At 60.7% G+C, this 12,751-nt stretch carries 10 protein-coding genes; 8 read left to right on the forward strand and 2 right to left on the reverse strand.

The genetic code is table 11. The features are described 5' to 3' along the window. Positions 1 to 59: 59 nt before the first annotated feature. The gene (polA, locus tag HWE04_RS11095; RefSeq protein ID WP_241812443.1) at positions 60 to 2,822 is read right to left on the reverse strand and encodes a DNA polymerase I; all 2,763 of its coding nucleotides are present in this window, start codon (positions 2,820 to 2,822) and stop codon (positions 60 to 62) included. Here polA and HWE04_RS11100 point away from each other — a divergent pair, their 5' ends adjacent. The 8 genes from HWE04_RS11100 to HWE04_RS11135 all read left to right on the forward strand — a co-directional run bounded on the left by HWE04_RS11100 (position 2,823) and on the right by HWE04_RS11135 (position 11,095). Continuing rightward, positions 2,823 to 3,569, forward strand: coding sequence for an LOG family protein (locus HWE04_RS11100; protein WP_241812444.1), 747 nt, complete (start codon positions 2,823 to 2,825; stop codon positions 3,567 to 3,569). A gap of 225 nt (positions 3,570 to 3,794) precedes the next feature. After that, entirely contained in the window at positions 3,795 to 5,135 is a 1,341-nt protein-coding gene (locus tag HWE04_RS11105; RefSeq protein WP_241812445.1) for a DUF6402 family protein, read from the forward strand. Next, on the forward strand, positions 5,111 to 5,803 hold the full coding sequence (locus HWE04_RS11110; RefSeq protein ID WP_241812446.1) for a hypothetical protein: 693 nt from the start codon (positions 5,111 to 5,113) through the stop codon (positions 5,801 to 5,803). Before HWE04_RS11105 ends, HWE04_RS11110 begins: the two co-directional genes overlap by 25 nt. Positions 5,804 to 6,120: 317 nt before the next feature. Further along, positions 6,121 to 6,831, forward strand: coding sequence for a hypothetical protein (locus HWE04_RS11115; RefSeq protein WP_241812447.1), 711 nt, complete (start codon positions 6,121 to 6,123; stop codon positions 6,829 to 6,831). A gap of 152 nt (positions 6,832 to 6,983) precedes the next feature. Beyond that, entirely contained in the window at positions 6,984 to 7,421 is a 438-nt protein-coding gene (locus HWE04_RS11120; protein WP_006463669.1) for a hypothetical protein, read from the forward strand. A 186-nt stretch (positions 7,422 to 7,607) separates the two neighbouring features. Further along, positions 7,608 to 8,561 carry a homoserine kinase gene (locus HWE04_RS11125; protein WP_006463668.1) on the forward strand — a complete coding sequence of 318 codons (954 nt, stop codon included), beginning with the start codon at positions 7,608 to 7,610 and terminating at the stop codon, positions 8,559 to 8,561. Positions 8,562 to 8,572: 11 nt separating this feature from the next. Then, complete coding sequence (locus HWE04_RS11130; protein ID WP_241812448.1) at positions 8,573 to 9,376, forward strand: BPSS1780 family membrane protein; 804 nt, start codon at positions 8,573 to 8,575, stop codon at positions 9,374 to 9,376. A 156-nt stretch (positions 9,377 to 9,532) separates the two neighbouring features. Continuing rightward, a complete protein-coding gene (locus HWE04_RS11135; protein ID WP_006463666.1) occupies positions 9,533 to 11,095 on the forward strand; it encodes a methyl-accepting chemotaxis protein in 1,563 nt (520 codons plus the stop codon). A gap of 91 nt (positions 11,096 to 11,186) precedes the next feature. Here HWE04_RS11135 and xylB read toward each other — a convergent pair whose 3' ends face one another. Next, positions 11,187 to 12,659 carry a xylulokinase gene (xylB, locus tag HWE04_RS11140; protein ID WP_241812449.1) on the reverse strand — a complete coding sequence of 491 codons (1,473 nt, stop codon included), beginning with the start codon at positions 12,657 to 12,659 and terminating at the stop codon, positions 11,187 to 11,189. Between the last annotated feature and the right edge of the window lie 92 nt (positions 12,660 to 12,751).

Here is a 12,751-nt window from a genome sequence, read left to right on the forward strand (position 1 = left end):
CATGCGAACCCGATCACGAACCGGGAACGATGTTTGCCAGAAACCGGAATTAATGTGAATTAATGTGCTTCGTCCCAATTCTTACCGATTCCTACCTCGGCAAGCAAGGGAACTTTCAGCTCCGCAACATTTTTCATCAATTCGGGCAGCTTTTCACGCACCACTGCCAATTCCTGTTGTGGAACTTCCAACACCAGTTCATCGTGCACCTGCATGATCATGCGGGTCTGCATGCCAGTCTTTTCCAGCCAGTCCTGCACCGCGATCATGGCCAGCTTGATGAGGTCGGCGGCAGTGCCCTGCATGGGCGCGTTGATCGCCGCCCGTTCCGCCCCCTGGCGACGCGGACCGTTGGGCGAATTGATCTCGGGCAGCCACAGGCGACGGCCGAACACGGTTTCCACATAGCCACGGGCCTTGGCCTGCAGTCGGGTTTCGTCCATGTAGCGCTTCACGCCCGAAAATCGCATGAAATACTTGTCGATGTACATCTGCGCCGCCGAACGTTCGATGCCCAGGTTACCGGCCAGACCAAAGGCGCTCATGCCGTAGATCAGGCCGAAGTTGATCACCTTGGCATAACGGCGCTGCTCCGACTCGACCTGCTCGGGCGCGATGCCGAAGATTTCGGCGGCGGTCGCCTTGTGGATGTCTTCGTTGTTGGCGAAGGCCTTCAGCATGTTTTCGTCTTCCGAGATGTGCGCCATGATGCGCAACTCGATCTGCGAATAGTCGGCCGACACGATCACGCTGCCTTCGGGCGCGACGAAGGCTTCGCGGATGCGACGACCTTCGGCAGTGCGGATCGGGATGTTCTGCAGGTTGGGCTCGTTGGAGGCCAGGCGACCGGTGACCGCCACGGCTTGCGCATAGTTGGTATGCACGCGCCCGGTAACCGGATTGATCATCTTGGGAAGCTTGTCGGTATAGGTGGACTTGAGCTTGGACAGGCCGCGATAGTCCAGCAACACCTTGGGCAGGGGATAGTCCTCGGCCAGCTTCTGCAGCACTTCTTCGTCGGTGGAGGGCGCACCGGAAGCGGTCTTCTTCACCACCGGCAACTCCAGCTTGCCGAACAGGATCTCACCCAGTTGCTTGGGTGAATTCAGGTTGAAGGGCTGGCCGGCCAGGTCATAGGCCTGCTGCTCGATCTCCAGCATGCGGCGCCCGAGGTCATGCGATTGCTGGCCCAGGCGTTCACTGTCGATGAGCACACCGTTACGCTCGATCTTCTGCAGCACCACCGAAGTCGGAACCTCGATCTTTTCGTAGATGAAGCGCAGCTTGTCGTCGTGCTCGATCTGCGGCCACATGGCGCGGTGCAAGGCCAGCGTGACCTCGGCATCCTCTGCCGCGTATTCGGTGGCGCGTTCGATGGCCACTTCGTTGAAGCCGATCTGGGACGCGCCCTTGCCGCACACCTCGGCGTAGGTGATGGTCTTGCGCTCCAGGTGACGCGCCGCCAGGCTGTCCATGTCGTGCGGCCGATGCGACTCGAAGACATAGGATTCCAGTAGCGTGTCGTGCTTCACACCTGCCAGGCGAATGCCATAGTTGGCGAAGATGTGGCTGTCATATTTCAGGTGCTGGCCCAGCTTGGGCTTGCTGGCGTCTTCCAGCCAGGGCTTGAGTTTTTCCAGCACGTGCTCGCGAGACAATTGCGGCGGCGCATCCTGGTAATTGTGGCCCACCGGGATATAGGCGGCGCGGCCCGGCTCCCAGCATAGCGAGATGCCGACCAGCTCGGCCTGCATCGCTTCCAGCGAGGTGGTTTCGGTATCGACGGCGGTCAGTTCGGCCGCATTGATGGCGGCGATCCATTGGTCCAGCTGCGCATCGGTGAGCACGGTCTCGTACTCCACCGGCGTGGCGGGTGCGAACAAGCCGCCCTGGGCCGGCACTTCCAGCGCGGCCGCAGCCACGGCGCCCACCACCGGCGACTTGCCCACGGCGGCATCGCCGCCATCGGCCAGTTCACGCAGCCAGGTGCGGAAGTTGTAGCGGGTGAAGAGGTCCTTCAGGACTTCCTTGTCCTGCGGCTGCATGGTCAGCGATTCGAGGATGGACTTCATGTGCGCCGACAGGTCGCAATCGGTCTTGACCGTCACCAGCACGCGACCCTGCGGCAGCCAGTCCAGTGCGCGGCGCAGGTTCTCGCCGACCACGCCGCTGATCTTGTCGGCATTGGCCATCACGCCATCCAGCGAATCGTAGGCGGTCAGCCATTTCACGGCAGTCTTGGGACCGCACTTTTCCACGCCAGGAACGTTGTCCACGGTGTCGCCGATGAGGCTGAGGTAATCGACGATACGGTTGGGCGGCACGCCGAATTTTGCAGTCACGCCGGCAATGTCGAGAACTTCATTGCTCATCGTGTTGACCAAGGTAACGTGTTCATCGACCAGCTGGGCCATGTCCTTGTCACCGGTAGAAATGATCGTATCCAGCCCGGCGGCGGTGGCCTGCACCGACAGCGTACCGATGACGTCATCGGCCTCGATGCCCTCGACCATCAGGATGGGCCAGCCCAGCGCGCGCACCGCAGCGTGGATGGGTTCGATCTGCAATGCCAGGTCTTCCGGCATCGACTTGCGGGTCGCCTTGTAATCGGGATACAGATCATCACGGAAGGTCTTGCCCTTGGCATCGAACACACAGGCAACGTAACTTGCGGGATAATCGTTGCGCAGTCGGCGCAGCATATTGATGATGCCGTACAGCGCACCGGTGGGCGCGCCTTCCGCGTTACGCATATCGGGCAGTGCATGGAATGCGCGATAGAGGTAACTGGAACCATCAACTAACAACAAGGTTTTTTGCATATGGAACAGAGAGGAAAGAATGTCCCGCGCCTGCGGGAAGTGGGAGACATCGAACGCGCGACGGCCAAGAAGGCGCGCGAGTCGTGGCATGTACTCACGATTATGGCAGAATTCATTGAATCGACCGAACGTCTCTCCGAGCTGCGTCCTGCCGTTTCCATCTTCGGTTCTGCCCGTATCCGCCCCGACAATCCCCATTATCAACTGTGTGTGGAGATCGCCCGCCTGATCTCGGATGCCGGCTATGCCGTCATTTCCGGCGGCGGTCCCGGCATCATGGAGGCCGCCAACAAGGGTGCCTACGAAGGCGCCTCGCCCTCGGTGGGCCTGAACATCGAACTGCCGCACGAACAGCACGGCAATGCCTGGCAGGACATTTCGCTGTCCTTCCGTCATTTCTTCGCGCGCAAGGTCGCCTTCGTCAAATATGCCGACGCCTACGTGGTCCTGCCCGGCGGCTTCGGCACGCTCGACGAACTGACCGAAGCACTGACCCTGATGCAGACCGGCAAGTCACGCATGATGCCGGTGATCCTGGTGGGCAGCGAGTTCTGGGCCGGGCTGGTGGACTGGATCAAGACCCGCCTGGTGGACGATGGCATGATCTCGCCCAAGGACGTCAACCTGCTGCAGGTGATCGACGAGCCGGCCAAGGTCCTGGCGGCGATCCAGAAATTCCACGCCGAGAAATCCAAGCCGGCCGAAACGCAGCAGGAGGCGGAGCGGCAGAGCGGGATGTATCTGTAGGCCAGTCAGTTAAGCAGTCTGCAAGCACGGGCGGAACATGATCACCATGTCCCGCCCGTTCTGCTTTTCAAGGCGAGCATTTTGCCACGAGGCGACAACAGGGCTGCTTCTTACAAAAAATTTTCGAAGATCGTCTTCACTTTGAAGGCTGGCCCGACCTAAACATTGACCGCAGGAAACGTCGCTGAGTACCGTAGCGGATTCTTTTTTGACAAGAGAATCGCTATGGCAACGCGCAAGATTCCGTATTACCGAATGGAGTCATCCCTGATTCCATTTAGGCCGATTCGCTGGCAAGCCTATGCTGGCTCGCGCGGCTGTGTTCCGTTGGCCACCCAGACCGGCGTATCGCTGGAGCGTCCAGCACCGGGCGTCACACCACCTCCGCCACAACCCACACCACCGAAAGTCAAACTGAGCAGGCAAGCAATCAAAGCCCAGAAGGAGGAGGAACGTCTGCAAAAGCACGCGGAAGCGGAAGCAGCAAAAACGGAACGTAACAGCAAACTGCCGATGCAAGCTGATGAACTGGTACTGGAGGAGTGCAAAGATCCACCGGTGTTCGACCTGCAGGACATCCCTGACGCGATGGAGAAGATGGGGTGGCCGGTATCGGCCAAGTTAGCGCGGACGTGGTTTAACGCGCAAAAGCATATCTATGACAATGACCCAAATTCCGTACAGCCCTATGAAAGTACAAGTGTCACCCTCGATTGGGTACTGCGTTTCGGGAAAGTACGGGATATCTACAAAGACCTCATCGAACGGGGTATCTACAATCGGAATGGCCTGGGAAAGCTGGAACGCATCCTTTCACATCATCTCTCCACCATGTTCATCCATACCAAGGCCTTGGATCTGGATACAGGCGGTTTTTTGAAGGATCTACGTCAATTCCACATCGACTGGCAATTTCAGAGGGCGTCCGTATTCAATCAGGACACCATGCAAAGCAATTTTTCCCTAACCGACCTGACCGGCTCTTTGGCAAGGTTCAATCTGTATGCCGCCATCGCCAAAGCCACTGTCAGAGGTGACAAATATTTTCTCTACGACGATTTTAAGAAAACGAAGACATTTTGCATCAATCCAAAAGTCGAGGTGACTCATGTCTTCGTATACATCAAAGATAGCGATTCATTTAACGATGATCCAGATGGCGTCAAATCCCAATATCTGGGTCATTGGAACAAGACCGGCATCATCATCACGCCAAAAAGCGTACTGAGTCAGGCCGTTGACGGCAGCCACAAAATATTTGGTCAGAAGAGTATCAATGTACGAACCCATTTAGGGAATTATTCAGAAGATCGATCCAAGCTTCACTCACTCTATTTCACCTACGAAGGTCTGGAATTTCTTGTTGATACACGCAAAGGCCTGTTCCAAAAGAACAGGGAGCAGGACATCTACTTTCCGATCTACAACAAGAATTTCAACGCCTGGAGAGAAAAACATGACAGGGGTGGAGATTTCATGATCTACAGCAGACCCAAACTCGTCAAACTCGACAAACCTATCCGACTCCAGTTGCAGCCCATATGCCGACCGCCAGAACCTATGTAACGAAACTTCTTCTCGGAACCGCACTCACCTCGGCATTCCTGATCGCCACGCCGGCCCTGATGACTACACTCGCCATCGCCTTGCCCGCCTGGATGACCTCGTCACTCGGAGTCTATTTGTGGAGAATCGATCCGGATGCTCAAACAGAACTGATACGAGGAACGCTCTTGCCAATCTTGATGGTTGCAGTGATTTTCTTCTTTTGGCGGATGGAGAAATTTGGCAAGGAATTTTCTCCATCGACGAGAAAGAGGTATCGCCGGATCACCATTACATTTCTCATTCTGCTTTGCTACGTACTGAGCATTCCCATCATCAATCTATCCGCACCAAGTTACAAGAACTGCGCCGGTTATAGCGAGAAGCTTAATGGCGGTCTGAGAAGGTTCGACGACCAAACATATCGTATTGAGCTATGCGGTTCAGGTCCCGATGAAACGGGGGCCAATGATCACATAAGGCTGCGAATTTTCGATGATGAGGATGCGGTACAAGCCACCCGCTACTTCAGATTGGATTGGGACGTCAATGCAGAACGAAAATTGGAATACTCCGACCAGCACATCATCTATTTCGACCATGCTGACCAGAATGATCAAATGCAGACAATGTCCATGCCACCGTCTCCGCTCGACTGGTTGCGATCGAGGATTCCCTTGCTGGATTAAGGCCAACACATCCACACCGATTGCAGTATGAGAATAATCGGATCATCCAGTTTGACATCGACGCCAGGACGACTATGAACAGTCTTTCATCATCCCACCCAAAGCCCGAATTCCCTTGCTCGACCGAGTGATTCCCCGGTTTTCCTGCAAATCCCTTGCCAACTCTGCCGCAACAATGCCGCCCGGCCTCTTCATTCCTCCCTCTCCGCCCGCCATCTTTACACCGATAAGTGTAGAAACGTTCACTTTCCATCACCTTCGTACGATTTGAAAAACAAGTCGACAACTTCATGATGCACGGCACGCAAATGAACTGATTGCACGCCATCGTCATCATGCCGGTCACCAAAGCCTACGTTATCCAACTCTTCATCGGGACGCTCTACACGCTGGCGCTGGCAGGCATGCTGATCGCCGCGCTGGTCAGCATGCCGGTGATCATTTCACCGGCGATGGGCCAGCAGCTGGGCGTGCTGCCGTGGGACCAAAATGCGCCCTCCGACACCACGCCACTCTACTGGACCCTGGGCGTGGTGCTGGTCTGTGCGCTGGGTCTGTTCTATCGCGCGCTGATGCGCGTGGTCGCTCCGGCCAAGCCCGCGCTCAAACCCGGCTATCACGCCGTGACCCTGCTCTATCTGCTGGCCATGGCCTACGGGCTGGCAGCCACGGTGACCACCGCGTTCACGCCGCACTATCGCAACTGCGGCATCTACAGCCAGAAGCTCAACGGTGGCTGGCGTCAGTATCGCGGCCAGCAGCTGCGGGTCGAACTGTGTGGCGCCGGGCCGGCCGAGCAGACCCGGCAGGACCGCATCCGGCTGCGTATCTATGGGGAACGGGGCGAACTGCGGGCGCTGCGGCACTTCACCGTGCAATGGGGGCGTGACTTCCCGACCCTGCTGGAATATTCCTCCGACCACCTCAGCTACTTCGATGCCAGCGACGAAGACGATTTCACCCGGCTGGTCGCCATGCCGCCCACCCTGGGCGACTGGATCCATAGCAGGTTGCCATTGCTGGACTAGGTCGCCCGCAAGTCGCCGCCAGATGGCAGAAAGGCGGCCGGATGTTGTCTTCCCGAGCATTCCCGTGAAGAAACGCAGGGGCCGCACCACGATGGTTTGCTACAATGAAGAAAACAACACCATCTTTTTCCTGCATTTTTCCTGTCGATATCATGAAACCATCCAACGTCTGGTTCCAACAGTCCCTGGCCGCCGCCCTGCTGTGCGCATCGGCCAGCCTGGCTGCTCCGCTGGCTTTCGCCCAACCGGCCCCTGCCGGCCTGGCCGCCCAGCCGGCGCCGCCGCCACCCGAACTGGAAAAGCTGGAAGAAGGCGAACCGCCCGCCGTCACCATCCGCAAGCCCGGTGAAGACAGCCGCACCCAGGGCAATAGCATCAAGGAACGCCGCGACCACGGCCAGACCAAGGAAATCGAAGTCAAGTCCGGCCCCAGCACCTATTACGTGCGCCCCAACCCGCAACTGGGCGGCTCCACCCCGGGCGATGCCCAGAGCCCGCCGCCGAGCTCGGCACAATGGAAGGTCGGCGAGTTCGACTGGGGCGTCAAGAAGCCGCAGGAAGGCGATACCGACAGCACCACCAAGAAGTAATCGCTTCGCCACGATGGACGGCTGACCCTGCCGGGTTGGCCAACATCACCCCGGTCGCCCGCCGCGACCGGCCCAGGGACAGCCGATGCGGCCCTATGCCGCCGCTGTCACGCCAGTCCCGGCGGTGCCGGCAGGCGTAGCTCGGGATCCCGGTATTTCAGCAAGCTTCATATTCTCAATTTCGCCATGGCAGTCTTTACACCGGTCAGTCTGGAACAGCTCTCGGACTGGATCCAACAATTTCCGCTCGGTCGCGCACGCTCGATCAAGGGCATTTCCTCGGGCATCGAGAACAGCAACTTCTTCATCGGCACCGACAGCGGCGAATACGTCCTGACCCTGTTCGAAAAGCTGCATATCGAACAATTGCCCTTCTACCTGGAACTGATGCGCCACCTGGCGCAGCGCGGCATTCCCGTGCCGGCGCCGGTGGCCAATGACAAGGGCGCCATCGTCACCCTGCTCAACGACAAGCCGGCGGCCATCGTCAGCAAACTGGAAGGCGAGTCCCAGCTCGATCCGCAACCGGTGCACTGCGCCGCGCTGGGCGACATGCTGGCGCGCATGCACCTGGCCGGCAAGGACTTCAAGATCCTCCAGCCCAACCTGCGCGGCCTGGCATGGTGGCTGGAAACCACGCCCTCGGTGCTGCCTTTCCTGCCGCCTGAGCTGGCCAGCCTGCTGGCCGATGAAGTGCAGTACCAGAAGGACTTCGCCGCCACCGCCGATTACCGCGCCCTGCAGCGGGGCCCGGTGCATGCCGACCTGTTCCGCAACAATGCGATGTTCGTGGGTGAGCGCCTGTCGGGCATCTTCGATTTCTATTTCGCCGGTTGCGACACCTGGCTGTTCGACCTGGCCGTGACCGTCAACGACTGGTGCGTAGACCTCGATACGGGTGCGCTGAACCTGGCCCGTGCCGAGGCCATGCTGACCGCCTACCGCGCCGTGCGTCCGTTCTCGCCGGCCGAAGGCGTGGCCTGGCAACCGATGCTGCGCGCGGCGGCCCTGCGCTTCTGGCTCTCGCGCCTGTATGACTTCTACCTGCCGCGTGAAGCAGAGATGCTCACGCCGCATGACCCCACCCATTTTGAACGCATCCTGCGTCTGCGCATCAAGGAAACGCCGCCGGCGCTGTAACCACTGGAGCTATGGAAAAGATTCCCGCACATACCGGCTGGTCCTGGGTCAAGCAAGGCTTCGCGCTGTTCCGCAAGCAGCCGGCCGAGATCTCCACGCTGTTCCTGGCCTACATGTTCCTGATGCTGGCACTGGGCATCATCCCGGTGCTGGGTCAGATGCTGCCGCTGATCCTGATCCCGCTGTTTTCGATGTCGTTCATGCAAGCCTGTGCGCAGATCGAAAAAGGCGAACGGGTCTACCCCAACCTGCTGCTGATCGCTTTCCGCAGCCCGGCCCGCAACACGCTCTTCAAGCTCGGCCTCCTCTACCTGCTGGTGGCCACGCTGGTGGTCGCGGCCTCGGCGCTGGCCGACGGCGGCACCTTCTGGAAGGCCATGATGGGGGGCGGCCTCTCCACCGAGGAACTGCAGAGCGCCGCCGGCAGCATGCGCATCGCCATGCTGGTTGCGGCTGCGCTGTACGTGCCGGCCGCCATGGCCTTCTGGTATGCGGCACCGCTGATCATGTGGCAGCAGATGCCGCTCGGCAAGGCACTGTTCTACAGCTTCTTCGCCGTGCGCCGCGCGGGTCGCGCCTTCCTGGTCTACGGCCTGGCCTGGATCGTCATCGCCATCGCCGTCCCGACCGTGATCAGCATGATCATCGCGCTGGTGAGCGGCAGCTTCACGGTGGTGTTCTTCATCCTGTTGCCGATCTCGATAATGTTGACGGTAGTCATGTACTGTTCCTTCTATCCGACCTACACTAGCGTCTTCGGAAAGCCCCGCAGAGGGCCCGACAGCCCGCATCCCGGAGACAATCCCGCCGCCTGAATCTCATCAGGCAAGGCAAGACATGCGCCAGGCTGTCGCTGCCTGGCGCAGACGGTTCCACGCGTTCGTAAGGGAGAGACGAACGCTGCCCGCCGCGCAGCTTGCGCCCGCCAGCCGGACTTTCCACACACAAGGCTTCTTACACGGGGGTAAAAGATGCGCATGAACATGCCGGTCACCGGAGAAGAGCGTCCGCTCGTCGACGGCAAGGCAATCGTTTCCAAGACCGATCTCAAGGGCAACATCACTTACGTCAATCCTTACTTCATCGAAATCAGCGGTTTCGAGGAAGAGGAATTGCTGGGTGCGCCGCAGAACCTGATCCGCCATCCTGACATGCCGGCCGAAGCCTTTGCCGACATGTGGGCCACCATCAAGGGCGGCCTGCCCTGGACCGGCCTGGTCAAGAACCGCAGCAAGAACGGCGACCACTACTGGGTGCGCGCCAACGTCACGCCCATCCGCGAGAGCGGCCAGGTGATCGGCTACATGTCAGTGCGCACCAAGCCCGAACGCGATGCCGTGGCCGCTGCCGAAAAGCTGTATGCCAGCATCCGCCGTGGCCAGGCCAAGGGCATCGCCCTGCACCGTGGCGAAGTCGTGCGCACCGGTCTGGCCGGCTGGCTGGGCAAGCTGGCGCGCATGCAGCTGAACACCCGTCTGAACCTGTCCATGGGCCTGATGCTGACCATCCAGATCGCCGTGGTGATCGCCGGCATGGCGGCCCTGCATCAATGGTGGATCAGCGCCCTGGCCGCCGCCTCCGCCGTGATCTCCATCGTGCAGTGGATCGCCCTGCGCAACGCCCTCATCAAGCCCCTGCAGCAGGCACTGGAGATCACCCACGCCATCACCGGCGGTGACCTGTCGGTGCGCATCGAAAGCCGTCGCCACGATGAACTGGGGCGCCTGCTGGCCTCGCTGCGGCAGATGAACGTGAACCTGACCGCCATCATCGGCGACGTACGCTCCAACGTGGAAACCATCACCCTGGCCACACGCGAGATCGCCACCGGCAACATGGACCTGTCACGCCGCACCGAAGTACAGGCCTCCAACCTGGAAGAGACCGCTTCCAGCATGCATCAGCTGGCCGCCACCGTGCGCCAGAATGCCGACCACGCCGTGCAGGCCAACGACCTGGCCGGGACCGCGTCCTCCATTGCCATGCGCGGTGGTGATGCCGTGGCCAGCACCGGCACCACGATGAACGAGATCAGCGAGTCCTCGCGCAAGATCGTGGACATCATCGGTCTGATCGACAGCATCGCCTTCCAGACCAACATCCTGGCGCTCAACGCTGCAGTGGAAGCGGCACGCGCCGGCGAACAGGGGCGCGGCTTTGCGGTGGTGGCCTCCGAAGTGCGCTCGCTGGCGCAACGCTCGGCGGCAGCAGCCAAGGAAATCAAGCAGCTCATCGATGCCTCGGTGGAAAAGGTCGATGTCGGCAACCGTCAGGTGGAACAGGCCACCAGCACCATGCGCGACATCGTGGCATCGGTGCAGCGCGTCTCCGGCATCATGGGGGAAATCAAGGAAGCCACCCAGCAGCAGAGCGCCGGCATCAACCAGGTGCATGAAGCCATCACCCAGATGGACGCCAGCACCCAACAGAACGCCTCGCTGGTGGAAGAAGCCGCCGCTGCCGCGGGCAGCCTGCAGGAGCAGACGGTGCGGCTGTTGCAGGCGATTTCGGTGTTCAAGTTCAATCGTCGCTGAATCAGCGAATCACTGCATCACCGTATCGAGCAACAGGCCGTTCCTGCCAGGTGGGCAAGAACGGCCTGTTGATTTTCAACGGTCATTTTCTTCAGCCTGCGTCCCCATGCAAGGGCGCAAACGGCGCATAGATGGCGCGATAACGCTGCAAGCGCGCCTGCAAGGCGGCACGCCTGCCTGGGTCCGGCTGGTACTGCGCCTGCCGGGCCGGCTTGCGGCAGACCTCGGCCTCGTCACCGCCATCGGCCAGCCAGGCCAGACGCGCCGCACCGAGTGCGCCGCCGGCTTCGCTGCCGACGTGGGTGACGATGCGTACTTCCAGCGCGTCGGCCAGCAACTGTGCCCAATACGGGCTGCGTGCGCCACCCCCTACCAGCGACAATTCGGCCACGTCGGTGCCGGCGGCACGCAGCGCATCCAGGCCATCGACCATGCCGAAGGCCACCCCTTCCAGCATCGCGTAGCCCAATGCGGCGCGCTGGTGTTCCGGCGTCAGGCCGTGGAAGACACCAGTAGCGTAGGGATCGTTGTGGGGCGTGCGCTCGCCGGACAGATAGGGCAGGAACAGCGGCGCATTGTCACGCGCCTCCTGGTCCAGCTGTTCGATCTCGGCCAGCAGGCTCTTCTCGTCCACCGAGCAGAGACGGCAGAACCAGCGCAGGCAACTGGCGGCCGAGAGCATCACGCTCATCTGGTGCCAGCGTTGCGGCAGGGTATGGCAGAAGGCATGGATGGCACGTCCCGGATTGGGACGGAAGCGGTCGTTGACCACGAACAGCACGCCCGAGGTCCCCAGCGAGAGGAATCCGTCGCCCGGCTTGACCGCACCGATCCCGACCGCGCTGGCCGCACCGTCACCGGCACCGCCAGCCACGATCACGTCCGTCGCCAGTCCCCAGCGCTGCGCCACCTCCGGCAGCAAGGTGGCGGAGACCGCGCTGCCATCGACCAGCGCCGGCATCTGATCGCGGCGCATGCCGGAGGCCGCCAGTAGTTCATCGGACCAGTTGCGGCCCTCCACGTCCAGCCAGAGCGTGCCGGCCGCGTCCGAGGGGTCGGAGACCTTGCACCCGGTCATCTTCAGGCGCAGCCAGTCCTTGGGCAGCAGCACGGTGGCGATGCGCGCAAACAGTTGCGGTTCATGACGCGCCACCCACAACAGCTTGGGAGCGGTGAAGCCGGGCATGGCCAGGTTGCCGGCGATGCCGTGCAGGCGCGGTGCGCGGCGCGTGAGTTCGGCGCATTCGGGGGCACTGCGCGAATCGCTCCAGAGGATGGCCGGACGCAATACCTGGTCTTCTTCGTCCAGCAGCACGGCCCCATGCATCTGCCCGGACAGGCCGATGGCGCGGATGCGGCCAAAATTCTGCTCGCCCAGTTGCGCGCGCAGCTTGTCCACGGTATCGCAGGTGGCCTGCCACCAGTCGGCCGGCGCCTGCTCCGACCAGCGCGGATGCGGGCGCGAGACGTTCAGGGTACTGCCGGCCAGCGCCAGCAGGGCGCCCTGGTCGTCGATGACCACTGCCTTGACCTCCGACGTACCCAGGTCTATCCCAAGATACATGGTGCTCCTCGTTATCGTTATGAATGTGCGGTGTGCTTGCTACGATGGCTGCGATTGCTGCAATCGCCAAGACGGTGAGCGGCAATTCTATG

The sequence above is a fragment of the Herbaspirillum sp. C7C2 genome, assembly GCF_022627865.1.
Taxonomy (GTDB): Bacteria; Pseudomonadota; Gammaproteobacteria; order Burkholderiales; family Burkholderiaceae_D; genus Herbaspirillum; species Herbaspirillum frisingense.

Bases quoted from the DNA above. Each gene is read 5' to 3' on its own strand.
- polA (WP_241812443.1), bottom strand. From the start codon at position 2,822: ATGCAAAAAACCTTGTTGTTAGTTGATGGTTCCAGTTACCTCTATCGC.
- HWE04_RS11100 (WP_241812444.1), top strand. From the start codon at position 2,823: ATGGAACAGAGAGGAAAGAATGTCCCGCGCCTGCGGGAAGTGGGAGAC.
- HWE04_RS11105 (WP_241812445.1), top strand. From the start codon at position 3,795: ATGGCAACGCGCAAGATTCCGTATTACCGAATGGAGTCATCCCTGATT.
- HWE04_RS11110 (WP_241812446.1), top strand. From the start codon at position 5,111: ATGCCGACCGCCAGAACCTATGTAACGAAACTTCTTCTCGGAACCGCA.
- HWE04_RS11120 (WP_006463669.1), top strand. From the start codon at position 6,984: ATGAAACCATCCAACGTCTGGTTCCAACAGTCCCTGGCCGCCGCCCTG.
- HWE04_RS11125 (WP_006463668.1), top strand. From the start codon at position 7,608: ATGGCAGTCTTTACACCGGTCAGTCTGGAACAGCTCTCGGACTGGATC.
- HWE04_RS11130 (WP_241812448.1), top strand. From the start codon at position 8,573: ATGGAAAAGATTCCCGCACATACCGGCTGGTCCTGGGTCAAGCAAGGC.
- HWE04_RS11135 (WP_006463666.1), top strand. From the start codon at position 9,533: ATGCGCATGAACATGCCGGTCACCGGAGAAGAGCGTCCGCTCGTCGAC.
- xylB (WP_241812449.1), bottom strand. From the start codon at position 12,659: ATGTATCTTGGGATAGACCTGGGTACGTCGGAGGTCAAGGCAGTGGTC.